This is a genomic window from Paenibacillus sp. FSL H8-0122 (genome assembly GCF_038005345.1).
Classification (GTDB): Bacteria; Bacillota; Bacilli; order Paenibacillales; family Paenibacillaceae; genus Paenibacillus_AQ.
In genome coordinates this window covers 3,485,436-3,508,939 of sequence record NZ_JBBOTB010000001.1, presented here as the reverse complement: position 1 = coordinate 3,508,939, position 23,504 = coordinate 3,485,436, and the positions used below count along the sequence as shown (strand labels likewise).

The 23,504-nt window shown below is 53.1% G+C and carries 22 protein-coding genes, 1 tRNA gene and 1 other annotated feature; of the genes, 19 read left to right on the top strand and 4 right to left on the bottom strand.

Annotated features, from left to right (window positions below; genetic code table 11):
* Positions 1-53 precede the first annotated feature (53 nt).
* Positions 54-923 (top strand): Rpn family recombination-promoting nuclease/putative transposase, encoded by an 870-nt coding sequence (locus NSS64_RS15425; protein ID WP_341142820.1) that lies wholly within the window; start codon positions 54-56, stop codon positions 921-923.
* Between the two features lie 152 nt (positions 924-1,075).
* On the opposite strand, the gene NSS64_RS15420 is transcribed toward NSS64_RS15425, so the two are convergent.
* Positions 1,076-1,147 (bottom strand) — tRNA-Val (locus tag NSS64_RS15420).
* A 405-nt stretch (positions 1,148-1,552) separates the two neighbouring features.
* Here NSS64_RS15420 and NSS64_RS15415 point away from each other — a divergent pair.
* Together NSS64_RS15415 and NSS64_RS15410 are read left to right on the top strand one after the other, a co-directional pair.
* A complete protein-coding gene (locus NSS64_RS15415; protein ID WP_341140666.1) occupies positions 1,553-2,362 on the top strand; it encodes a helix-turn-helix transcriptional regulator in 810 nt (269 codons plus the stop codon).
* Between the two features lie 156 nt (positions 2,363-2,518).
* Complete coding sequence (locus tag NSS64_RS15410; protein ID WP_341140665.1) at positions 2,519-3,472, top strand: aldo/keto reductase; 954 nt, start codon at positions 2,519-2,521, stop codon at positions 3,470-3,472.
* A 41-nt stretch (positions 3,473-3,513) separates the two neighbouring features.
* Here NSS64_RS15410 and metG read toward each other — a convergent pair whose 3' ends face one another.
* Positions 3,514-5,232, bottom strand: coding sequence for a methionine--tRNA ligase (gene metG, locus NSS64_RS15405; protein ID WP_341140664.1), 1,719 nt, complete (start codon positions 5,230-5,232; stop codon positions 3,514-3,516).
* Between the two features lie 51 nt (positions 5,233-5,283).
* Positions 5,284-5,555 (bottom strand) — a binding site (T-box leader).
* A 182-nt stretch (positions 5,556-5,737) separates the two neighbouring features.
* Here metG and NSS64_RS15400 point away from each other — a divergent pair.
* The 6 genes from NSS64_RS15400 (at position 5,738) to NSS64_RS15375 (ending at position 9,214) form a co-directional block, all read left to right on the top strand.
* Positions 5,738-6,814 (top strand): site-2 protease family protein, encoded by a 1,077-nt coding sequence (locus NSS64_RS15400; protein ID WP_341140663.1) that lies wholly within the window; start codon positions 5,738-5,740, stop codon positions 6,812-6,814.
* Positions 6,815-6,884: 70 nt separating this feature from the next.
* Positions 6,885-7,100, top strand: coding sequence for a hypothetical protein (locus NSS64_RS15395; protein ID WP_340941380.1), 216 nt, complete (start codon positions 6,885-6,887; stop codon positions 7,098-7,100).
* A gap of 123 nt (positions 7,101-7,223) precedes the next feature.
* Positions 7,224-7,667, top strand: coding sequence for a GNAT family N-acetyltransferase (locus NSS64_RS15390; RefSeq protein WP_076074267.1), 444 nt, complete (start codon positions 7,224-7,226; stop codon positions 7,665-7,667).
* Between the two features lie 90 nt (positions 7,668-7,757).
* Positions 7,758-7,994 carry a DUF3892 domain-containing protein gene (locus NSS64_RS15385; protein WP_036695032.1) on the top strand — a complete coding sequence of 79 codons (237 nt, stop codon included), beginning with the start codon at positions 7,758-7,760 and terminating at the stop codon, positions 7,992-7,994.
* Positions 7,995-8,252: 258 nt separating this feature from the next.
* Positions 8,253-8,807 (top strand): copper amine oxidase, encoded by a 555-nt coding sequence (locus tag NSS64_RS15380; protein ID WP_340941378.1) that lies wholly within the window; start codon positions 8,253-8,255, stop codon positions 8,805-8,807.
* Between the two features lie 83 nt (positions 8,808-8,890).
* On the top strand, positions 8,891-9,214 hold the full coding sequence (locus NSS64_RS15375) for a DUF1292 domain-containing protein (RefSeq protein WP_019911532.1): 324 nt from the start codon (positions 8,891-8,893) through the stop codon (positions 9,212-9,214).
* 77 nt (positions 9,215-9,291) lie between these two features.
* On the opposite strand, the gene NSS64_RS15370 is transcribed toward NSS64_RS15375, so the two are convergent.
* On the bottom strand, positions 9,292-10,767 hold the full coding sequence (locus NSS64_RS15370) for an aminotransferase class I/II-fold pyridoxal phosphate-dependent enzyme (RefSeq protein WP_036729506.1): 1,476 nt from the start codon (positions 10,765-10,767) through the stop codon (positions 9,292-9,294).
* Between the two features lie 144 nt (positions 10,768-10,911).
* On the opposite strand from NSS64_RS15370, the gene NSS64_RS15365 reads away from it, so the two are divergent.
* The 4 genes from NSS64_RS15365 (at position 10,912) to NSS64_RS15350 (ending at position 15,501) form a co-directional block, all read left to right on the top strand.
* A complete protein-coding gene (locus NSS64_RS15365) occupies positions 10,912-12,201 on the top strand; it encodes an MFS transporter (protein WP_341140662.1) in 1,290 nt (429 codons plus the stop codon).
* Positions 12,202-12,529: 328 nt separating this feature from the next.
* Positions 12,530-13,126 carry a hypothetical protein gene (locus tag NSS64_RS15360; RefSeq protein ID WP_341140661.1) on the top strand — a complete coding sequence of 199 codons (597 nt, stop codon included), beginning with the start codon at positions 12,530-12,532 and terminating at the stop codon, positions 13,124-13,126.
* Between the two features lie 263 nt (positions 13,127-13,389).
* Positions 13,390-14,802, top strand: a complete 1,413-nt coding sequence (gene gndA, locus NSS64_RS15355; RefSeq protein ID WP_340941375.1) for an NADP-dependent phosphogluconate dehydrogenase — start codon at positions 13,390-13,392, stop codon at positions 14,800-14,802.
* Positions 14,803-14,994: 192 nt separating this feature from the next.
* Positions 14,995-15,501, top strand: coding sequence for a shikimate kinase (locus tag NSS64_RS15350; protein ID WP_341140660.1), 507 nt, complete (start codon positions 14,995-14,997; stop codon positions 15,499-15,501).
* Between the two features lie 42 nt (positions 15,502-15,543).
* Here the strand turns inward: NSS64_RS15350 and NSS64_RS15345 are convergent, their stop codons facing one another.
* Positions 15,544-15,849 (bottom strand): rhodanese-like domain-containing protein, encoded by a 306-nt coding sequence (locus NSS64_RS15345; protein WP_341140659.1) that lies wholly within the window; start codon positions 15,847-15,849, stop codon positions 15,544-15,546.
* A 126-nt stretch (positions 15,850-15,975) separates the two neighbouring features.
* On the opposite strand from NSS64_RS15345, the gene aroA reads away from it, so the two are divergent.
* From aroA to ptsP, 6 genes are all read left to right on the top strand, one after another.
* On the top strand, positions 15,976-17,268 hold the full coding sequence (gene aroA / locus NSS64_RS15340; protein ID WP_341140658.1) for a 3-phosphoshikimate 1-carboxyvinyltransferase: 1,293 nt from the start codon (positions 15,976-15,978) through the stop codon (positions 17,266-17,268).
* The gene (locus tag NSS64_RS15335) at positions 17,256-17,843 is read left to right on the top strand and encodes a GNAT family N-acetyltransferase (RefSeq protein ID WP_341140657.1); all 588 of its coding nucleotides are present in this window, start codon (positions 17,256-17,258) and stop codon (positions 17,841-17,843) included. The genes aroA and NSS64_RS15335 overlap by 13 nt, the downstream gene beginning before the upstream one ends.
* A 148-nt stretch (positions 17,844-17,991) precedes the next feature.
* Positions 17,992-18,426 (top strand): CoA-binding protein, encoded by a 435-nt coding sequence (locus NSS64_RS15330; RefSeq protein ID WP_340941369.1) that lies wholly within the window; start codon positions 17,992-17,994, stop codon positions 18,424-18,426.
* 189 nt (positions 18,427-18,615) lie between these two features.
* Positions 18,616-19,284 (top strand): hypothetical protein, encoded by a 669-nt coding sequence (locus NSS64_RS15325; RefSeq protein WP_341140656.1) that lies wholly within the window; start codon positions 18,616-18,618, stop codon positions 19,282-19,284.
* Positions 19,285-19,747: 463 nt separating this feature from the next.
* Positions 19,748-21,634 carry a glucose PTS transporter subunit IIA gene (locus tag NSS64_RS15320; protein WP_341140655.1) on the top strand — a complete coding sequence of 629 codons (1,887 nt, stop codon included), beginning with the start codon at positions 19,748-19,750 and terminating at the stop codon, positions 21,632-21,634.
* Entirely contained in the window at positions 21,631-23,397 is a 1,767-nt protein-coding gene (gene ptsP, locus NSS64_RS15315) for a phosphoenolpyruvate--protein phosphotransferase (RefSeq protein WP_340941367.1), read from the top strand. Before NSS64_RS15320 ends, ptsP begins: the two co-directional genes overlap by 4 nt.
* The last annotated feature ends 107 nt before the right edge of the window (positions 23,398-23,504 follow it).

The following is a 23,504-nucleotide window of genomic DNA, read 5'->3' as shown; positions in this document are numbered from 1 at the left end:
TCTACAACGAGTAGTTCCGCCATGATATAATCAATGTATATGATTGGAGTATAATCGTGGAACTACTCGACGCACGGAATGACTTTATCTTCAAGAAAATTTTCGGCAGTGAGAATAACAAGGATGTCCTGCTAGCCTTCCTCAACAGTACCTTTATGGAGGCAGGCGAACCCCCGCTGACAGAGATTGTATTAATGAATCCGTACACTGATAAGGATGCTCCAGCGGATAAACAGTCTATTCTGGACATCAAGGCCAAGACGGCTGAGGGCAAACGGATCAACATCGAAATGCAGCTGTTCAATCCATACAATATGGAGAAGCGGACACTGTTCTACTGGAGCGAGATGTATTACCACCAGATTCAAAAAGGCGACGATTACAGTGAATTGAAGAAGTGTGTGACGATCAATATACTGAACTATTCCTGTCTTCCTAATGACCGCCATCATAATGTGTTTCATCTTCGGGAAGATCACACCGGGATACCTCTTAACAATGATCTTGAGATTCATGTGATGGAATTAACAAAGCTTGAGGAGCAGGCCGTTCCATTAAATGGTGGTCTGATCAACTGGCTGTTATTCCTGAAGGGTGTTGAACAACCAAATTGGGAGGTGCTGACCATGAATGAACCGATGTTGAAAAAAGCAATGGATACGCTGGAGTTCCTGAGTCAGGATGCCGCTACACGTATGGAATATGATGCCCGGATGAAGTATTTGCGGGATGAGGCGTCACGAATGAATGGTGCTAAGGCTGAGGGGCGAGCTGAGGGACGAGCAGAAGGTGAGCGGAAAAAGGCAGAGGCAATGGTGCGTGAACTTCTTGCTCTTGGAGTGGAAACCTCAATTATTGTTAGAGCCTCAGGCCTCTCAGAGCAAGAAGTTTTAAGCTTGAAATCACTAATGGGTAGACACTGACCATGAATGAACCGATGAGAAAAAAGAGAAATTGCTAGAAAGCTCTTGGCAATGGGGCAATGGAATTCAAAATTTAAAACTGCTGCAATGATAACAACGAAAAACGAAGCCGATCATATGATCGGCTTCGTTTCTTTAAGGCTTTCCATTTATAGGACGGATGGGGTTCGAACCCATGACCCCTACCCTGTCAAGATAGTGCTCTCCCGCTGAGCTACCGTCCTGCAACGAAATTTATAATAACACAGGACGTGAGGGAATGGCAAGAGATTTTTTAATACGCATAGATGATACCGTTAAGCACGACCCTGTCACACCGCCGCAGTGACAAAAACCCACGACACCCCAACCATAGTATATTACAATATTGGCGCTTGTCTGGAAGTTACTCCGCTATGCATCTATTCAGTCAGAAGTAGTGAACTGGCAGAGAGCTACGGGATGTTGTATTATGCAGATGTCAAAAGGTTCGGAAATTTGCCCCCGTACGAAATGGCGGAGCTTCGAAGCTTCAGCGAGCTGCCGCAGGCGGTGACATACCCTGGGATTTACCCCACGCTATATGCGAGAGTATGTGAACATGTGAAGTATCTGTGAATCAATTGTAATGCTGAAAGGAGGCCCAGCTCATGAGTTACGAGATTACGAGGTTTAGGCGTCTTGGCGACTACCTGAGATCACGCCGAGAACGTCTGCAGCCTGAAGCTGTAGGGATCAAGGAAACGAACAGTCAGCGCAGAACTCCAGGGCTGCGGCGGGAGGAGGTTGCAGTTCTGGCTGGTCTCAGCAGCACCTATTATACTTGGCTGGAGCAGGGCAGGGAGGTTACCGCCTCCAGAGATGTCATGGAGAGTCTCAGTCAGGCGCTGCGGTTGTCGGCAGATGAGCACAAGCATCTGTTCGAGCTATGGAATCCGGGCTTGCCGGATACACTTGCTTCTATAGATACAGCCAGTCCGGAGCTGAATCCGCAGTGGCGGGATATTATCCGCCAATTGACTTATCCGTCTTTTATTACGAATGAGCGGTCTGAGGTACTGGCCTGGAATGATAGGGCGAGTGAAGTCCTTAGTGATTTCGGAAGTCTGCCTGCTTCAGAGCGCATTATGCTGCGTCTTCTGTTCCTGGACCTGGAGCTGCGCCGCCGGATGCTGAATTGGGAGGAGTTCGCTCTCTATTCAGTAGGGGTGTACAGAACCTATTATGACATGAACCTGCACGATCCCTGGTACAAGGAGATGGTCGATCAGCTCTTAGCGGACAGTGCGGATTTCGCTGAGATGTGGAAGCAGCACAATATACTGGGCAAAAAGGTTAACCGTGTGGTCATAGAGAGTCTGGGCACGAGCCAGCCTGTAGTCTACGATATCAATTCTATGGCGAATCTGGCAGATCACCCGGGTGTGCATATTTGTATCTATACCCCTGTCATAACCTAGCAGAGGATCATCTGAAGGCGCATTTTTACAGGTATGTTGCCGCTCCCTGGTAATGATCTTACTAGCATGAACGTACTGTGGCTGCTCCACGGCAGGACGGTTAGAATAAGGACATGTTCGTAAGATCTATTACAGGTACAAGAGGGAGGCAACCATATGCATACAAGAACACTCGGGAACGAAGGGCTGAGCGTATCGGCGCTGGGACTCGGAACGATGATGATGCCGGATAACGAAGAGTCGGTACGAACCATTCATGGCGCGCTTGACCAGGGAGTAACTCTGCTGGATACAGCAGATATCTATGGAGCCTTCGAGCAGCAGCGCTTCGGCGGGAATGAACGGCTTCTCGGGCGGGCGCTTAAGGGCCGGAGAGATCAGGCTGTGATTGCGACCAAATTCGGCATTACACATACTCAGGGACCCAAGGGAGACCCGGCCTATATCAAAAAATCCGTAGATGCCAGCCTCTATCAACTCGGCACAGATTATATCGATCTGTACTATCAGCACCGTCCGGATCTGAACATCCCTGTTGAGGAAACCGCCGGTACACTGGCTGACCTCGTCAAGGAAGGGAAGATCCGCTATATCGGCTTATCCGAAGCTTCGCCTGATTTGATCCGCCGGGCACATGCGGTGCATCCGTTGACTGCCCTGCAGACAGAGTATTCGCTCTGGAGCCGGGAGGTGGAGGATGAGATTCTGCCGCTGGTCAAGGAGCTGGGCATCGGCTTCGTTCCTTATAGCCCGTTGGGCCGCGGTTTTCTCACTGGACAGATCAAAAGCTTCGAGGATCTGCCGGAGGATGATTACCGCCGCCATTACCCGCGGTTCCAGGGAGAGAACTTCATCCGGAACCTGGAGGTCGTCTCGCTGATCGGGCAGATGGCAGAAGAGAAAGGCTGCGCCCCGGCACAGCTTGCGCTGGCCTGGCTCCTTGCGCAAGGGGAGCAGATCGTGCCGATTCCCGGCACCAAGCGGCTGGAGCGGGTGCAAGAGAACCTCGGAGCGCTTGAAGTTACACTGACGGCTGAGGATCTAGCCCGGATTGAGCGGATATCCCCGCAAGGTATTGCAGCCGGAGCACGTTACCCCGGCCAGAACTAAGTCATCACACAGAGCGGACAGCCGCTTTGTATTCATCAATATTAAGACCCCGGAGCGTTCTTGCCTTCGCCGCTTGCTTTCGTAAGCGGTATGAGAGGCGGGACGCTTTTGTCTTTCATCCGCTCTATTTCCTCCTCTATGCGCTCTACATCTATCCGCTCAAACAGTAATTCAAGCTCCAATATAGGCTGCTCTGCAAGGACGGATACCGGATGCCATACAGGCTGTTCTATGGACAGGAAGCCCCTGATCTTCTCGCAGGAGAAGGGGAGGAACGGGTTCAGCAGGTTAGACAGATTGGCAATAATCTGAACACAGGTATACAGCGTGTTAGCCCCGGCCGCAGGATCATGCTTGATCTGGAGCCACGGCTGCTGCTCGTCGAAATATTTGTTGGCCTGGCGGATATGCAAGAAGATGAATTCCAGGGCTTCCTTGAAATGTCCGGCTTGGGTCAGCCTGCCTGTCTCCTTATACAGCTGCTCCAGACTGCTAACCCATGCTTCGTCCAAGACTCCTTCTGGTACTCTGCCACTCCAGAACTTATTTACGAATACGAGGCTGCGGTTAACGAAATTGCCGAACGCGCCCAGCAGCTCGCTGTTATGGCTGTAGATGAACTCTCTCCAGGAGAAGTCGGCATCCCGCTTCTCGGGACCGTTCGCAGTCAGGAAATAACGGACCGAGTCAGGGTCATACCGGCTGAGAATATCCGGCACCCAGACCGCCCAATTGCGGCTGGTGGAGAATTTCTGCCCTTCCAGGGTCAGATACTCCGAAGAGAAGATCCGGTCCGGCAGATGCAGCTCCTCAGCTCCCAGCAGGATAGCGGGCCAGATCAGGCTGTGAAAAGGAATATTGTCCTTCCCGTGCACATAATAAGCAGTTATAGGCGGCTGTCCATGGTTATCCTGCCCCGATGGTACGGACCAGAACTCCTCCCAACGGCCTCCGGTCTCCTCCGACCACTGCTTGCTGGCAGACAGATAGCCGCTAACGGCTTCGATCCAGACATAGATTTTTTTGTCTGCGAAGCCGTCAACAGGAACATCCACACCCCAGTCCAGATCGCGTGTTGCTGCGCGGTCCTGCAGGCCTTCCTGCAGATATCTGCGGGTTAGACGGACGGAATTGTCTCTCCAGCCCTGCGCGGAATCAGCATATTCTGTGAGTGCTTGCTGGAAGCTGGACAGCGACAGATAGTAATGCTGAGTAGAGCGCAGCACAGGCGTAGAGCCGCAGAGGGCGCATGTGCGCTCCAGCAGATCCACCGGATCGAGAATCGTTGAACAGTAATCGCATTGGTCTCCCCGGGCTTGCTGCCCGCATACCGGGCAGATGCCATGGACATAACGGTCCGGCAAGAAGCGCTGGTCCAGCTCACAATAGCACTGGAGACCGGGTTTCTGGTACAGATACCCGTGATCCAGCAGCTTAAGGAACAGTTCCTGCACCGTATTGTAGTGATGTGCCTGATCGGTCCGGGTATAGAGGTCATAAGTGAAGCCCAAGGCGCGGAAGCAATCGGCGAACTCCTCATGATACCGGCTGGCGAATTCACCCGGGGTTACACCCTCCTGCGCCGCTTGTACAGCAACGGGGGTGCCGTGACAGTCACTGCCGGATACATAGAGTACAGCGTCACCTTTGGCACGGTGGTAGCGGGCCAGAATATCTCCCGGAAGAATACTGGCGAGTCTGCCCAGGTGCAGGGAGCCGTTGGCATAAGGCCAAGCCCCTCCAATAAAAATGTTAGTCATCTTGTTATCCTCCTCAAGTATTGTGGAACGCAAAAAAGGCACTCATCCCCCAAAAGGGACGAGAGCCTTGTGCTCACGTGTTACCACCCAAATTCATCAATGCCTTACGGCATCCACCTCTTCAGGTACGTCCGCAGATAAAAGCGGGTATACCCTAGCACGGTAACGGATGCGGGTTCCGGCGCAGCCTACGACCCGTTCATGCCGGGGTTCGGTGCGCAGCTCTGAGACCATATTCCCGAGGGTTTTCTTTGCTCCTTTTCACCATCCGGAGCTCTCTGTGGAAGAATTGCCAGGGTACTCTTTCTCTTCGCAGCTATTGTGGTTATCCTAATTACTGGATATCATATATGCAGGCCGGGAGATTTGTCAACACGTAAGTCTATTTGCAATCCACCGCACTCCTGTGCGACAGTAGAGAGTAAGGGCTAACGGGAAGCAGAGGAGTGCCTGATCCGTGGCCTGGAAGACAAGCGACATAGTGATCAAAAGGAGATTGAGACTATTGCAGGAAAACAAACAGGAGAAAAAAAGCTCGGGGGCATGGGGGTGGCTGGGCAGCGGGGCAGTACTGCTACTCCTTAAGGGAAAGGCTATTATCTCTCTGCTTAAGCTGGGGAAAATCGCAGGTCCGCTGATCTCCATGATGGTATCCATCTGGGCTTATGCCCTGATCTCGCCATGGCAATTCGCGGTGGGCTTCGTTGCCTTAATGTTCGTTCATGAGATCGGCCATGTGATCGCTGCCAAGCGGATTGGGCTGCCGGTGAGCGCGCCGCTGTTCATTCCTTTTATGGGCGCCCTGATTACGATGAAGCGGCAGCCGCTGGATGCCAGACAGGAAGCTTATGTAGCTTTTGGCGGCCCTATACTCGGGAGTATTGGTGCGGTTGTAGTATTCGGAGCGGCTTATTACTATCATAGTCCTTTGTTATACTCGCTGGCATACGTCGGGTTCTTGCTTAACTTGATTAACCTGCTGCCGATCCATCCGCTGGATGGGGGGCGAATTGCCACGGCGGTAACACGCTGGTTATGGCTGGTAGGGCTCGTTGGCGGCCTGGCTGTAATTATTTATCTGAAATCCATCCTGTTCGGCGTAATCTGGGTAATGTTCGCTTATGATATGTATAAGAAGTACATCAGCCGGCGGACGAAGAATCAGATGCATACTGTGCTCAAAAGCTTCCTGATCCCCATCGGGGATCTGCAGGAGCAAGGATATCTGATCCCCGGCCCCGAGCATAAGCGGGAGCTGCCGTTCACCACCTACAGTGATTTGAACCGCCAGCAGTTTGTTGGTGTACGATGGGATAACCTGGATTACTATGGAACGACAACTATGCCGGTGCAGTCGCTGATCGGAAAAGTCAAAGTCGTGCAGCTCGATCAGCTGTATGTGGATGCCAGCCTGCAGATGAAGATGACCTGTGAGATCAGCTTCACGGTATATGACAATGACAAGTACTATGATGTACCGGCTGCTACCCGCTGGAGATATGGGGCCGCGTATTTTGTCCTTGCCGGAGTTCTTGGGGGGATGATGTATCTTGTCCATGTAGTTGGCAACGTAAATCTGTAAATCTTCGTTTATGAACCTCCCGATTCGTCAAAGCTGTAGAGAGCCGAGAAGGATGAGGAGGTTAACAACAATGCGGTTGGCAAGAGGATGTCTCTTATGGATTGGAGCATGTCTCCTTCTGGGAATCGCCGGATGTACGGCAGGCAAGGAAATTCCTGAATATACGGATGTTCACAACATGACCGGATTGGACGGAAGTCTGAATTCACGGGATAGCCTGACCTCGCCGGTTCTGCGGGATGTGTATGACCGCTCGATTCCCGAGGAGGTCTATGAGTCTCCGTAAATAAGGTGGTCGGAGGTTCCCTGTCCACGGGCCTTGCCCTGAAGCTCTCAGGCTCTATACAGGATATTAATAATTCTGTATAATGCTCCATATTGATTGGAGCTATAGAGAGGAGCCAGGGAGATGGCAGTGGAAATCGTACATGTTACTACAGAGGAGCAGCTTCAAATGGCGCTGGAGATCCGCAAGAAGGTGTTTGTGGAAGAACAGAAGGTGCCGGTAGAAGAGGAGATCGATGAATATGATGCCATCAGTGAGCATGTGCATCATTTCCTGCTCATGGAGGGCGGGCAGCCGGCTGCAACCGGCCGGCTGATCTATTATAAAGCGGACACTGCCAAGATGCAGCGGATTGCCGTTCAGGAGGCCTTCCGCGCTAAGGGATGCGGACGTATCCTGCTGCTGGCTATGGAAGAGCGGGCACGTGAGCTGGGTCTGCAGGCTTCCATTCTGGATGCCCAGTGTCAAGCAGAACCATTTTACAGCAAGCTCGGCTATGAAGTAATCTCTAAGGAGCCCTTCTATGATGCAGGGATTCTGCATGTAAGAATGAGTAAAGCCCTGTAATCTGCCGGGTACATACTCTTTCGCTGCGATGGACAAGCTAGAATCGGCCAGGGTAGCTGGCTAATTCTAGTGCGAAGGAGACGATCCTAAGTGATGAATCAAGAACGGGAACGATTTATTGCCGCCAAACGTAACGGTGACGGGGACCTGACCGGGTTCCAGACCTCCTCCGGACGCGTGCTGGATTATCAGCAGGCACTTCAGGAGGTTCAGTCCGGCAGCATCGCAGGGGTCAATGTATTTAAGGGCAAAGACGGCGAAATGTATATCCGCGGCGATGCAGATGGAGATCCTACGAACAATCTGGATCAGCTTCCGCAATTTTAGCCGGGCATAGATAACAGGGGGAACGGCCGGACAGGCGTCTTACAGGCGCTGAAGTCCGGCCGTTTCTATGTGTTAAGGGGGACTCCGGCTTCTCTGAAAATACTTCGTTTAGGGTCTGCTGTACATGCCGAAACCGGTTGCTGAAGGGCTTGTTTTTCTTTTCTTCTGCAAAAAGAAATAAATCCCTGAATTCTGCGCAACTTGTCGAAGTCTTAGCAGTATACATTAACAGCATGAATTATTTGGAGGGGCTTTACAATGAGATGGAGAAAAATTGCTCTGTGCACGGTTGTGTTTTTCATGATGGGAAGCTCCTATTTGTTCGCGGACGCTGTGAACCAGAAGATCAAAGTATGGAGCAATGGAAAGGAAATAGCCGATGGCGGCTATTTGATTGACGGCAAGACCTATATTCCCGCCAGGGAGGCCGGGGGTGTCGTCAACTGGGACGGCTCGGGCAGAGTGACGATCCTCAAGCCGAATGTTCATATCGTCCTGTTCAAAGGCGACACGGTATTCGGCAATGTCAACACAGGCAAGCTGAAGATGAAGATTCTGACGCAGGTGGACAGCCTGAAGGACAGCATCGCTGCCGTGAAGGTGGCAATCACCGATCCTGCCGGGAATGTGAAGGATATTCTCGAGGATGCCGTTGGCTCCAAGAATGAGGATTTCTGGTTCTCCACACCGGAGTTTACCTATGATTTCAAGGAACCGGGCAAATATAGCGTAGGCTTCTTCATGAAGGCGTCGAAGAACGGAGATTACGTTCTTGTGTCCGAGAAGGTAGTTACGGCTTCATCCAAAAATTAAGTCCCTCCTGCAAATTGACCTGTCCTTATCTTACGTGTTACGATACCAAATGTAGGATAATTCAATTAAAGTGAGGTATTACAATGAGCGATCACAAACATGAGCATGGCCATGAACATGGTGAAGCATGCGGTTGCGGACATGATCACGACCATGAGCACGAGGAGTTTGTGCTGACCTTGACGAACGAGCAGGGCGAAGATGTAGAAATGGTACTGGTGGAAACGTTCGACGTAGGCGAGAAGTTGTACGCCCTGCTGCTTGAGCGCGAGAATCCGGAAGCAGACGGAATCATCCTTCGTATGGAAGAAGAAGACGAGGAAATGGTTCTGTACAACATTGAAGATGAAGCTGAATGGAAAGCTGTTGAAGAAGCTTATAACGAGCTGCTTGCCCAGCAAGAATAGATTTCAGGCATTCATGCAAAACCCCGATACTCTATACGTATCGGGGTTTTGTATGTCGCACTGCTATAGGACAAGCCTTAGGAGATCGGCTCCGCTTCGACAATGACTTTTATATTGGTAATGCTGCGGTCCTCGGGTCCTTTGACAGGCAATCCGATTTCTACATGGTCAATGATATAGTCGATATTATCCTGGGTAATAACTTCTCCAGGGAGAAGAATAGGAATTCCCGGCGGATAGACGTAGATGAATTCTGCAATAATGTAGCCGGCAGACTCCCGGAAGGGAATCAGCTGCGTATCCGCATAGAAGGCATCTCTCGGGATTAGGGCCAGCTGCGGAATATTCGGCACCTGTACCTTAAGCTCATAGATCTCACCCTTGCTGTAATGGATCGCTGAGAGCACCTGCAGCGCCGCAAGCAGCTTATCTACAGATTCCTTAGTATCTCCAGGGGTAATCAGGCAAAGAATATTATACATGTCGCTGAGTTCAACTTCGATGTTGTACTTCTGCCGGAGCCAGTTCTCGGTCTCGTAACCGGTAATACCCAGATGCCTTACATGAATGTTCAGCTTCGTCGGATCATGATTGAAGGTGGCTTCTGTTCCGAGAATTTCTTTGCCGAAGCTGTACAGCCCCTCGATCTCGTTGATCGAATTGCGGGCATAATTGGACAAGGCGATGGTTCTCGCCGCCATCTCATGGCCGTTCAGGGCAAGGTTGCGTCTGGAGGTATCCAGAGAGGCAAGCAGAATATATGAGGTTGAAGTGGTGGTCAGCATGCTGAGAATGGTCTGTACCCGCTGTGGGTTGACAAGACCCGTCTTGGCATTGAGGTTCAGTACCGAGCTCTGCGTCATGGAGCCGCCCAGCTTATGCACACTGGTTGCTGCCATATCTGCACCGGCCTGCATGGCCGATACCGGTAAGTCCTCATGAAAATGAATCAGTACTCCATGTGCCTCGTCCACAAGTACGGGAACCCCGTAACTGTGGGCCAGGTCGACAATCGAACGGAGGTCAGCGCATACGCCGAAATACGTCGGATTGATAACGAGGACACCCTTGGCATCCGGATGGCGCCTTAAAGCCCGTTCCAGCGAGCTGGTGGTTATGCCGTGGTCTATCCCAAGATTCTCATCCTGTACAGGAGAGACGAAAATAGGCTTGGCTCCGGAGAAAATAATGGCCGACATTACCGATTTGTGAATATTGCGCGGCACAATAATTTTGTCTCCTTCTGAGCAGACAGAGAGGATCATAGTCATGATGGCATTGCTCGTGCCTTGTACACTGAAATACGTGTAATCGGCGCCGAAAGCCTCAGCAGCCAGCTTCTGAGCTTCAAGAATAACCCCGGTGGGCTGATGAAGATCATCAAGCGGTGCAATATTGATCAAATCTATGGATAGAGCGTTATCGCCGATAAACTCACGGAATTCGGCATCGGTCCCTAGCCCCTTCTTATGTCCCGGAATATGGAATTGAACTGGATTTCCGGCGGCATGCTTTTTGAGAGCAGTGAAGAGGGGAGTAGCTTGTTGATTCATTTAATGCTGTCACAACCTTTCGCGAAGAGTGGTTTTTTGATTTCGCTGAAGCAAAAGGCGTCCCCGGAGGGACAGAATACCTATTTCTACTTGAGCAAGCATCAGTATAACAAATCAATCAACATAATACTAGGATGTGATGAAATGTCTGGCAAAGCAGCGGAACGTATGCATATCAGTTTAGCCTCACCGTTCATATTAAAAATGTGGATCATTATTTTCCTGGTCGAATTCGTCAAAGGATCGCTGCTGGTAGCTCTGCTGCCGGTCTATATGGAGAATATTCTGGGCCTCTCCGTAACGGTGGTCGGGTTCGCCTTCGCGCTGCAGTATCTCGGGGATAACCTGTTCCGCAGCCCGTTCGGCTGGGTCATGGAGCGGATCGGCTACCGCTGGACGATGACAGGAGCGCTGCTGCTGCTCTTGGTGGCAGTCGGGCTGATTATCTATGCCAAAGATGCCGTAAGCTTGTCCCTCGCCTGTCTGATTCTGGGGATCGGCACCTCGCCGCTGTGGCCTTGTACGATGACAGGCATCACCGAGCTGGCAGGCTCTACCCGGAGCGGCAGCAGCGGCGCAGCCATGGGGGCAGTGGAGATGGCCTCACTGGCCGGAACCGGCGTCGGTCCGATTATCGTCAACTTCATGATGGATCATGGCGGACAGGGCTACCGGACGGTCTTCCTGGTGCTGATGGGCTTCGCTGCTGCTGTAGTAGCCGTGGCGTTGTTCCTGCCCTCGAAGATCGGCGGTCATGCGCCGCGCGTTGTCCGAGAGATATCGGCGGAGGGGCCACCGGTGACGCGTAAGCCGGTAAGGCCCCTGGAGAGTCTGAAGCGGACCTGGCAGCAGGTCACCTCCTCCCTGAAGGTAAGCCGCCTGCTGTTCCCGGCATTGTTCCTGCAGGCTTTTGCGATCGGGCTTATGACCCCGGTGGTCACCTTGTTCGCACGTTCGGAGCTGCATGTCACCCCCAACCAGTTCAGCCTGCTGCTGATTGCCGGGGGTGGGATTACCGTGCTAACCCTTATACCCGCCGGAAAGCTGGTCGATAAGGTCGGCACCTCCATCTTCCTCAATATCGGCTTCCTGCTGGCAGCCTGCTCCATGGCCTTCTTCTCACAGGTCCGCTGGCTGCCGCTGGCCTTCGTGGCGGTAGCTCTGGTCGGGATCAGCTATGCGCTGATTCTCCCGGCGTGGAACGCCTTCCTGGCCAAGCAGGTGCCGGAGGGCGAGCGCGGGACCGTCTGGGGACTCTTCCTGACGCTTCAGGGCTCAGGGATGGTTGCCGGTCCGGTGGTGTCAGGCAAGCTGTGGGATACGGTCAGCCACGGTGCCCCTTTTCTGGCCAGCGCTGGAGTAATGGTTGTGTTATTCGGCCTGCATCTGCTGATCGTCCACCGGACGAAGCTGAAGCACGGCAGGGCGCACTGAGTAGAGCGGGCACAGGGGGAGTAGGCCGGTGTGGAAATGCAATAAGCCGTAGACTGCCTGAAAAGGAGGCGGAATGCGGCTTTATTGCTGTTTTGCGTATAAAAGGGCTGGTCCAACTCTCCTAAAACGGGTTCCAGCGTTTGGAAAAGGCCAAAAACGGGTAAAAATAGTCAATAAACCAAGTTACCGCTACATAATATGAAGTATAAAATAAGTGTAAGCCACACAAAGAATCAAGGTGCAAGCGGAGGTCCGGCAGTCTGTTCTACTCTTAGGTTAGGCCATGAAGCTGACTATTGCTTAAATCAAGCCGTTAGGGGGGAGTGCCGTGAACAAAAACGATGAAGTGGAGTACTGCAATCTGGAGCTGCGGTTCGACAGAGAGCATATCCAGGATCTAATCAAGGACCTGATCAAGGAAGGTTATTCCCTGTACTGGAGTGAGAACGAGAGTGTTTTTCTTATTTCGGTGCGCACCGGCCGCAAGCTTGTGAAGCTGCGCTTCCAGCGGATTAAGGACGGCTTCAAGCTGGTGGGAGACTACATGATCCGTGATGCGCGCCTGTCAGAATGGATGGAGAAGCTGATTGGGGATATGAGAGGTCATGCCGTTGTCAAGCGCTTCCGCGACCGTCAGATCATTATAGAGAATATTTTATTCGGTGAAGTCATCCGCCTGGTGGAGATTTCCGGTTATCAGCAGCGTGTGCTGTACCAGAAGGGGCCGCTGCTGTCGGATCAGGAGCTGACGAAGCTGTTCTACTCTATAGAGGGCGAAGAGCGGATCCGTGACCGCAGGCTTGCCGTGGATGAACAGCTCGACTTGCTGAATGAAGCTATGCGTGAGCGCGATACCGAATCGGTGGCGGCCAGCACAGCGAGGCTTGAGCAATTGACCAGGGAGCTGGCAGCGCTGGAGTGGTAGTACGCAGAGTGAATAATTGCGATTAAGGGCATCCCATAGCGGGGTGTCCTTTTATTGTGCCTTTCTGGAGGAGGGGGTTCACTTCTGCGGACAAAACCGTTAAAATAGTCATTGTGAGCAATTTCCCTGATGGATCGAGTTTGTCAATGAAATTGATCTCTCTTTCGCAGGCAGAACTTTGCTGTCTCTGACAAAGGGTGGTATTCTTATACTGCGAGAAATGGATTTCACAAAAATACAGGGTGCAAAGGGTGGAGAACCAGATGTCAAAACAACAAATCGGCGTTATTGGCTTGGCGGTAATGGGCAAAAATTTGGCTCTTAACATCGAGAGCAAAGGCTTCAGCGTATCCGTGTTTAACCGTTCCCCGGAGAAGACACAGGATCTGGTCGCAGAAGCAGCAGGCAAGAACCTGGTGGGCACGTTCTCCGTTGAAGAGTTCGTACAATCACTGGAAGTACCGCGCAAGATTCTGATTATGGTTCAGGCTGGCAAGGCTACGGATGCTACCATTGAGCAGCTTCTGCCGTACTTGGATCAAGGCGATATCATCATCGATGGCGGTAACGCTTATTTCCCTGACACGGTACGCCGCAGCAAATATCTTGAAGACAAAGGCTTCCGCTTCGTCGGCACCGGCGTGTCCGGCGGTGAAGAAGGCGCACTCAAGGGCCCTTCCATTATGCCAGGCGGTCAAGAAAGCGCGTATAAGCTGGTTGAACCTATCCTTACGGCGATTTCAGCCCACGTGGGCGGAGAGCCTTGCTGTACATATATCGGGCCGGACGGTGCAGGACACTATGTCAAAATGGTGCATAACGGCATCGAGTACGGTGACATGCAGCTGATTGGCGAAGCCTACCACCTGCTGAAGGACGTCCTGGGTCTGGATGCCAAGGAGCTGCACAGCACCTTCGCAGAATGGAACAATGGCGAGCTGGACAGCTATCTAATCGAGATTACGAAGGATATCTTCGCCCAGTATGACGAAGAGACCGGCAAGCCGATGGTGGACGTTATCCTTGATGCTGCCGGACAAAAGGGTACCGGCAAGTGGACAAGCCAAAGCTCGCTGGATCTCGGCGTGCCGCTGTCCATGATTACCGAATCCGTCTTCTCCCGCTTCCTGTCTGCTATGAAGGAAGAACGCGTTGAAGCCAGCAAGGTGCTGAGCGGCCCTGCTACGGCTCCATTCGACGGTGACAAGGCTGAATTCATCGAGAACGTGCGTAAAGCGTTGTTCGCCAGCAAGATCGTATCGTACGCCCAGGGCTTCGCCCAGCTGCGTGTGGCTTCTGACGAATACGGCTGGAATCTGAAATACGGCGAGCTGGCCAAGATCTGGCGCGGCGGCTGCATCATCCGTTCCCGGTTCCTGCAGAACATTACGGATGCATATGAGAATAATGCAGAACTGAAAAACCTCCTGCTTGATCCGTTCTTCAAGGATGTTATGGACAACTACCAGTCGGCATGGCGCAAGGTTATCGCTTCGGCTGTAACTCTGGGTATTCCGGTTCCGGGTTTCTCAAGCGCCCTTGCATACTACGACAGCTACCGTACAGAACGTCTTCCGGCGAACCTGCTGCAAGCCCAGCGCGATTACTTCGGCGCTCACACCTTCAAGCGTGTGGACAAAGAAGGCGTGTTCCACCACAACTGGCTGGCAGAGTAACAGGCAGCGTTCAGCTTATTGCTTAGGAACCCGAGATGCTCTCCGCTTCATGCGGAGAGCTTTCGGGTTTTTTGCATCTACGAGGCACAGCTACAGCAGGCACAGTCCGCCTGAAAATGAAGGCTGCCGGGCATTGTGCAAACTTTTCACCCTGTGTTATGATATGACAAATGTCGCGGCTTGGAGGTTGTTATGGACGATCGAAATATCATTCTCGTCGGGATGATGGCTACGGGGAAATCCACAGTAGGCGCCATTCTGGCCGAGGAGCTTGATTATGAACTGGTTGATCTGGATGCAGTGATTACCGGGAGAGAAGGCCGCAGTATTGCGGATATCTTCGCAGAAGGCGGTGAGCAGGCATTCCGGAGCATTGAATCAGCGGTACTTCAGGAAATGCTGCAGGGAGAGCGCAGAGTAATCTCTACAGGCGGAGGGGCGGTGCTTGCGCCGGGGAATGCCGAAGCCATGCTGGAGCATGGATTCGTAGTGGCCCTTACAGCCTCGGAGGATACCATTATTGAACGGGTCAGCGGGGATGAGAACCGGCCGCTGCTCGCCGGCAATGCGGCAAACCGGGTCCGTTCCATTATGGAACAGCGCAGGGAAGCTTACCGTTTCGCGCATTGCACGGTCGATACAACGGAGCTGAATGTGGCTGAGGTCTCGCAATACATTTTACTGCGTTACCGCGCTTGAGCTTTTATGTGTGTTGGCGCTTAGCATCAGGATGATGTTCAATTACGCTTCGGTATCATCCCATTCGATCATACCGCCGCTCAGGTTCGAGCCCTGAATGCCAAATTGCTGCAGATATTCACAGACCCGCTGGCTGCGGTTGCCGGAACGGCAAATGAAGATGATCTCCGTATCTGACGGAAGCTTCTCCGTATGCTGCGGAATCTGGCCCATCGGGATATGCTGCGCACCGGGAATCATGCCGAAGGCAACCTCATCCTCTTCACGGACGTCGATCAGTACAAGCTCTTCGCCGTCAGCGAGCCGTTTACGCAGCTCCTGCGGTGTAATTTGCGGAATTTCATTCATGATAGTACCCTCTTTTCTGCCTGAATGGGAATGGACTTTCTTCACGCAATGATAACACAACTGCGGATTACCCTGTCAAACAGGACCGTACATACAGACTATATATGATGAAGGAGCGCTTATACTATGGACGTTATTGTTAGGCCTACGCCGACGCTGCAAGGAGAATTCGGAGCCCTGTCCTCCAAAAACTACACCACGCGCTACCTGCTGGTAGCCGCTCTCTCTGAAGGAGTCAGCACGATCTTCCATCCTGCCCACAGCGAGGACAGCGACGCGATCCGCAGATGTATCGCCGATCTAGGCGCAGTCCTGACCGAAGATGATGAGAAAATCGTAGTGCAGGGGTTCGGCCGCCATCCCCGTGACGTCAAGGAGCTGAATGTCGGGAATGCCGGCGCAGTCCTCCGGTTCCTGATGGCGGTGGCCGCGCTTAGCCCGGAGGTTACCTTCGTGAATACGTATCCTGATTCTCTGGGCAAGCGGCCGCATGACGACCTGATTCTGGCACTTGGCCAGCTCGGCGTGGAAGTAGAGCATAATAACGGAAGACTGCCGATTACGATCCGCGGCGGCAAGCCGCAGGGCGGACGGATTACCGTCTCCGGCGCCGTCAGCTCGCAGTATCTCAGCGCACTTTTATTCCTGACCCCGCTGCTTGAAGAAGACAGTGAAATCATCGTGCTGGATGATCTGAAATCCAAGGTGGTCATCGGGCAGACGCTGGAGGTGCTGGAGCAGGCAGGGATTATCGTACATGCGGCGGACGATTATATGTCCTTCAAGGTGCCAGGACGCCAGAGCTATGCTGCCAAGACCTATACGGTGCAAGGCGATTATCCGGGATCAGCCGCAGTGCTTGCGGCCGCAGCGGTGACGAAGTCGGATGTGACCATTCACCGGCTGGCTGAGAGAAGCAAGCAGGGGGAGCGGGCCATTGTTGATGTGCTGCGGATGATGGAGGTGCCGCTCACCCATGAGAACGGAACAGTGCATGTGCAGGGGAACGGTATCCTGAAGGCGGTGGAGTTCGACGGCGATGCGGCAACTGATGCGGTCCTGGCTATGGTGGCCGCGGCGGTTTTTGCCGAAGGGACCTCACGCTTCTATAATGTGGAGAATCTGCGTTACAAGGAATGCGACCGCATCACGGACTATCTGGCAGAGCTGACCCGGGCCGGTGCGAAGGTCGAGGAACGCCGGGACGAGATCATTGTGCATGGCACACCGGAAGGCGTGGAAGGCGGCGTAACGATTAATGCCCACTATGACCACCGTGTGATTATGGCGCTTACTGTAGTTGGTCTGCGGGCCCGCCAGCCACTGCTCATCAAGGATGCCCATCATGTGGCGAAGTCCTATCCGGAGTATTTCGATCATCTGCGCTTGCTGGGTGCGGATGTGGAATGGGTGAAGTGACGAGGACAGGCCACTTAAGCATAGTTTCGCTTACCCGGGACGATGTTATCTCCGTAACGAATCTTTACAGGCTTTCGATTACGGCTGCTTTTGAAGGTGAGGGACTGGGTCACTTGGACAGTGACATTCAGCAGGAGATCGAGTCCAAGATACGGATGGTTAACGCTTCCCTGAGTCCGCAGAATGCAGATACGTATTTCTGGGTGGCCAAAATGGACGGGAAGGTCGCCGGCACCATCTCTTATGCACCTTGCGGGCCGGATATCCGGGTCTGTACAGGAAACAAGCTTGATGCTGTAGGTGAGCTGGGCAGTCTATATGTTCTGCCGGATTATCAGGGGCAAGGGATTGCTTCGGCCCTGATTGCGGAACTGATGATATTTCTCAGACAACAGGGAATTACCGAGTTCTGCCTGGATAGCGGCTATAGACGGGCGCAAACCAAGTGGCTGCAGAAGTTCGGAACGCCCTATGCAGCAGTGCAGGATTACTGGGGACCGGATTCCGTTCATATGGTATGGCTATGCAGCGTGAGGGACCCAGAGGACCCAGAGGACTCATTGAGCCAGAGATGAATTAACTGGGGACGTAAGCTGATGAGAATTTGGAACTTCTGGCGCAGCGCTGTATGATGTAGTTGTTGCTGAAAATGATAAAACTGTGACTTAAGCGGCAGTAATGCAGCGGAGGCATGGACGAAATCAGACGGAAGGGGTAATACACATGAGCTTTGAGAACCCGAGCAGGGAAGAGATCGGCGAGATTCTGGCTGCGGCAGGCAATATTGCCGTAGTTGGCCTATCCGACAAAACAGATCGCACCTCATATATGGTTGCAGGTGCTATGCAGAGTCGGGGCTACCGGATTATTCCGGTGAATCCGTCGGTAGATGGTGAGATCCTGGGCGAGAAATGCTACCATACGCTGGCGGAGATTCCTGAGCCGGTGGATATTGTGAATGTGTTCCGCCGCAGTGAATACTGCGCGGCTGTGGCGCAGGAGGCTGCTGATATCGGCGCACGCGTGCTCTGGCTGCAGCAGGGTATCATTAGTCAGGAGGCGGCGGACATCGCCGCTGCCCATGACATGATCGCGATCATGGACCGCTGCATCAAGGTGGAGGAAGCGATCACGATGAAGGGCCGGAGCCGGGGGTAAGACAGGACGGCTGCATCGGGAGTATATTCCTGGTGGACTGGAAGTCCAGGCCGGAAGCAGAAGTGTTTTTGCCACACTGGATTTCAACAAATATTATGGCTATAATTTGAACAAGACGAAGAACGTCCTTTACTCCATTTTAAATGGGGAAAGGGCGTTTTTTTTATTTTCAGGGAGGGGGAAGGAGATATGGAATTTGAGGTGGCGCACAGCATCTTTATAGAGGCACATACGAATGTAAGAACGGGTGAACGCCGGGGGAGGCTGCTGCGCGGACATAACTTTGCGGAGAAGTTATTTCTGCAGAATGTATGGTGGCCGCTATTCGAGTCACTGGAGCATCTGCACCCGGAATATGAGGTGTATGACTGGAACCGGAAGTCGCAGTTTCTGGATTTTGCCTTTATGCCACAAAATGGAACACGCTTCGGAATCGAATGTGACGGTTATCAGAGCCATATTAAGGATATGGACCGGGAGAAGTTCAACTATGCGCTTAACCGGGATACCTTCCTGACAGGGATGGGCTGGAAAATGCTGCACTTCTCGTTCGATGATATCCAGCAGCGTCCTGAAGTCTGCCGGATGCTGCTGCAGCTGGCGCTGGCACCTTATTTGGCGCGGAGCAGGAGTGGTGGGGAGCTACTGTCGGCGGAAATGGATGTATTAAGGCTGGCATGGCGGATTTCCAGGCCGCTTCGGCCTAAGGATGTCACAGATTATCTGCATGTTAATTACCGGACGGCGCACAAGCTGCTGGTTGTGTTGAGTGATAAAGGCTTCATTAAACCAGTGTCTTCAAAAGAACGGGTACGGTACTACGAGGTGAATTCCATGCGGCTAGATCAAATATGGTGAAGGAGGAGCGCTGGATGTAACATATGTAATCTTTGCGATAATCGGCATAAGTGTAGTTCGTACAACTAAAATGTGCTTGATAAAGTGTTTATTAAGTTTAACTGCACTTCGTACAATTAAAAATACGCATTAGTACGATTAGAGTTAAATTGGGCGAAAATAGTTGTACAGAATGCAGTTAGAGTGAAGTGTAAGGATGTATTGCCAAATATAGTTGTACAAACTACACTTATCCAGTCGCAGGAGTCGCAGGAGTCGCAGGAGTCGCAGGAGTCGCAGGAGTCGCAGGAGTCGCAGGAGTCGCAGGAGTCGCAGGAGTCGCAGGAGTCGCAGGAGTCGCAGGAGTCGCAGGAGTCGCAGGAGTCGCAGGAGTCGCAGGCCCTCCCGATCACACGTCAGATTCTTTTGACAAAAACTGCTGTAACGCTTACCATTCAATATAGAAAGAAAGGAGAGGGTCGCCTTGAATTGGCTCGGATCTTTGCAGCAGTTGGGCAGAGCCATTATGCTTCCTACCATGGTGCTTCCGGCGGCAGCGATTCTGCTGAGTCTGGGCAGCTTACCGTGGTCTGCATGGGGACTTTCTTCGGTATCCGAAGTGACGACGTACGCGGGGCAAGGAATATTCTATTTCATGCCTTATTTGTTTGCTGTCGGTGTGGCGTGGGGGTTATCCAATCAGGCCGGACCGGCCGGACTGGCCGCACTCGCAGGGATGTTCACTTATGACCGGATTGTGTCCAACATGGGAGACGGGGCTGTACAGCCTGCAACATTAATTGGGATTATCCTGGGGATTGTAGCCGGTGTAGCGCATAACCGGTTTAAGAATATCAAGCTGCCGGAGGCGATCCAGTTTTTTGGCGGGTCGCGTTTTGTTTTGCTGTTCATGGGCTTATTCTCGGCGCTGTTCGCCTGGGTCATGCTCGGAGTGTCCCCGCTCCTGCAGGAGCTGCTTAATGAGCTGTTCAGGGTAGTGCAGCTGACCGGCGGCTATGGAGTGTTCGTCTACGGGGTGTTATACAGGGTGCTGACGGCCTTTGGCCTGCACCATATTCTGAATAATGTGTTCTGGTTCCAATTGGGCTCCTTTACGACGCCTGACGGCAGTGCAGTCGTACAGGGGGATTTGCCGCGTTTTTTTGCCGGTGACCCTACAGCGGGTGTGTTCATGGCCGGACTGTTCCCGATTATGATGTTCGCCCTGCCCGCAATTGCTTTTGCAATCATTCAGGAAGCGCGCGAGGACCTCAAGCCCAAGATCAAGAAGACTTTTTTGCGTGCAGCCTTGGTGTGCTTTCTGACCGGTGTGTCGGAGCAGATTGAATTTGCCTTCCTGTTCGCGTCACCGTATTTGTTCGCGCTGCATGTGGTCATGTCCGGGCTTGCGATGGTGCTGACCTACTCGCTCGGGATTCATCACGGCTTCTCCTATTCGGCGGGGACCATCGACTTCTTCCTCAACATGCATCTGTCCCAGCGGGCCTGGCTGCTGATTCCCATCGGGATCGGCTATGGCATTGTCTATTATAACGTGTTCCGCTGGGCGATCCGTCGGTTCCAGATTCCTACGCCGGGCCGTGAGGAAGGCTCTGAGCTGGGCGACTGGGCGGGCAATATCCCGTATCAGGCCCCGCTGATTCTGGAGGCGCTGGGCGGCAAGGAGAACATTGTGCAGGTGCAGGCCTGCATCACCCGGCTGAGATTAACGGTGCATAATGACCGCTTCATAGATACAGGGGCACTTAAGGGGCTGGGCTCCGCAGGCATTATCAAGCTGGGCGGCGGCAATGTGCAGGTCGTCTTCGGGACGTATTCGGAGCTGATCCGCGAAGAGATCGACAAGCTGATGCTGCGCGATCTGCCGCAGGTGCTGTTCAGTGCGCCGATCCAGGGGCGGATGATGCCGATTGAAGAGGTGCCGGATCATATTTTTGCCGCGAAGCTGGTGGGGGATGGAGTGGCCTTTGTCCCGGAAAAAGGAGAGCTGGTCTCGCCCGTATTCGGCAAGGTAATGCACGTATACCCTACGATGCACGCAGTGGGCATAGCTACGCCCGAAGGGCTTGAGGTGCTCATGCATATCGGGATCGACACTTCGCAGCTTAAAGGGCCGTTTGAGGCGCTTGTACAGGAAGGGGACAGCGTGGAGCCGGGGCAGCTGCTGGTCAAGTTTGATCTGGCCTTCTTGAAGGAGCATGCCGCTTCGCTGGCGACACCGATGGTGATTACCAACCCGGACCGGGTCAAATCCTGGAGCTACGCGCCATTCAAAAACGTGAAAAAGGGGCAGTCTTCCGTCATGTCCGTGGTACTACATGAAAGCAATGTTGGAGGGATCGAAGCATGATACAAGGCGTAGGCGCCGCAGCAGGTGTTGCCATTGGGAAGGCCTTTGTCTTGCCGAACTGGGAATGGAGTCTGCCGGACACTCAGGTGAATCCGGTGGATCTGGCTAAGGAGTTCGAACGGTTGTACGAAGGCATTCGGACCTCCAAGGACGAAATCGAGTTTATCAAAAAAGAATTCCGCGAGGTCGTCGGACCGGAGGAATCGAGCATTTTCGATGCCCATCTGGCGATCCTGGATGATCCGGTGTTCATGAGCGAAATCCGCGGCATTATCGAGCGCCAATACAAGGCAGCCGAGGTGGCGGTCAAGGAAGCGATCGACCACTTCGTGGCGATGTTCGATTTGCTCGACGATGAATATATGAAAGAACGTGCGGTGGATATCAAGGATGTCGGCAACCGCCTGCTGAAGCATCTCCTGGGTGCGCCGGAGGTTACTCTGCCGTCGGATACCCAGCCGTACATTCTGGTGGCGAAGGAGCTGTCCCCCTCACAGCTGGCGCATTTGAATCCGGCATATGTGCTGGGTATCGTGACGATGATGGGCGGCAAAACCTCGCATTCCTCCATCATGGCCCGTGCGCTCGGCATTCCGCTGGTGGCAGGCCTGGAGAACAAGATCCTGACTCCTATCCAGACAGGGGACATGCTGGTGCTCGATGGGGAGACCGGGGCGGTCATGATTCATCCAGATGAATCCACACTGCTGGACTTCAACACCAGACGTGCGAAGCAGCAGCGGAAGCGGGAGCAATTGGAGCTGCTGGCAACCGTCGAAGCGGTGACGAAGGACGGTGTGTCTCTGCGGCTGGCCGGCAATATCAGTTCCGTGAAGGAGCTCAACATGGCACTGAAATACGGGGCCGAGGGAGTGGGACTGTTCCGTACAGAGTTTCTGTACATGGACCGTAGTACATTTCCGACAGAGGATGAACAGTTCGAAGTCTATAAGCTGGTTGCGGAAAAAGTCGGCAAGGAGACCGTAGTCATCCGTACGCTTGATATCGGGGGAGACAAGCATCTGGATTACTTCCAGCTGCCGGAGGAGCAGAACCCGTTCCTCGGCTACCGGGCCATCCGGATCAGCCTGGACCGCAAGGACATGTTCAAAACCCAGATTACAGCCATTCTGCGGGCCAGTCATTACGGCAATGTCCGGATGATGTTCCCGATGATCTCTTCTGTCGAAGAGGTGCAGGCGGCCAAAGCGGTGCTGAACGAGGTGAAGAGCGAGCTCGACAGCCGGGGGGTACCGTATAACCGCCACATGAAGGTAGGTATAATGATCGAGGTTCCGGCCGCAGTGATGATTGCCGACCTGCTGGCGGAGGAAGTGGACTTCTTCAGTATCGGCACGAATGATCTGGTGCAGTATGTACTGGCTGTGGACCGGATGAACGAGCAGATTGCCCATATGTATCATCCGTACCATCCGGGAGTGCTGCGTATGATCCGCATGACGGTGGATGCGGCACGCAGCGTAGGTATCGATGTCAGTGTATGCGGCGAGATGGCCGCAGACGAGCGCTCACTGCCGCTCTGGCTGGAGCTGGGGATCAATGTGCTGAGCATGTCACCGCAAGCCTTGCTGAAGGTGAAGCACCGCACACTGAACACACTGGCTTCTGAAGCCAGGGAGATTGCGAAGGTCTGCTTCCGCAACCGCACCAGCTCCGAGACAGAGGAGCAGCTTACTGCTTTTATCGGACGGAGCGGATTCCCGCTGGGCGCCGGCGGTGATTCCAAAGAGAAGACATCATAGCCGGGTAACGGCTGAACGTTATCGGGTTTTCAAGGACAAGCAGTAAGAATATCTAAATTAAGTCCGGGTGAGGGTCAAGGGGGCCACACACCGGACTTTTTGTTTTG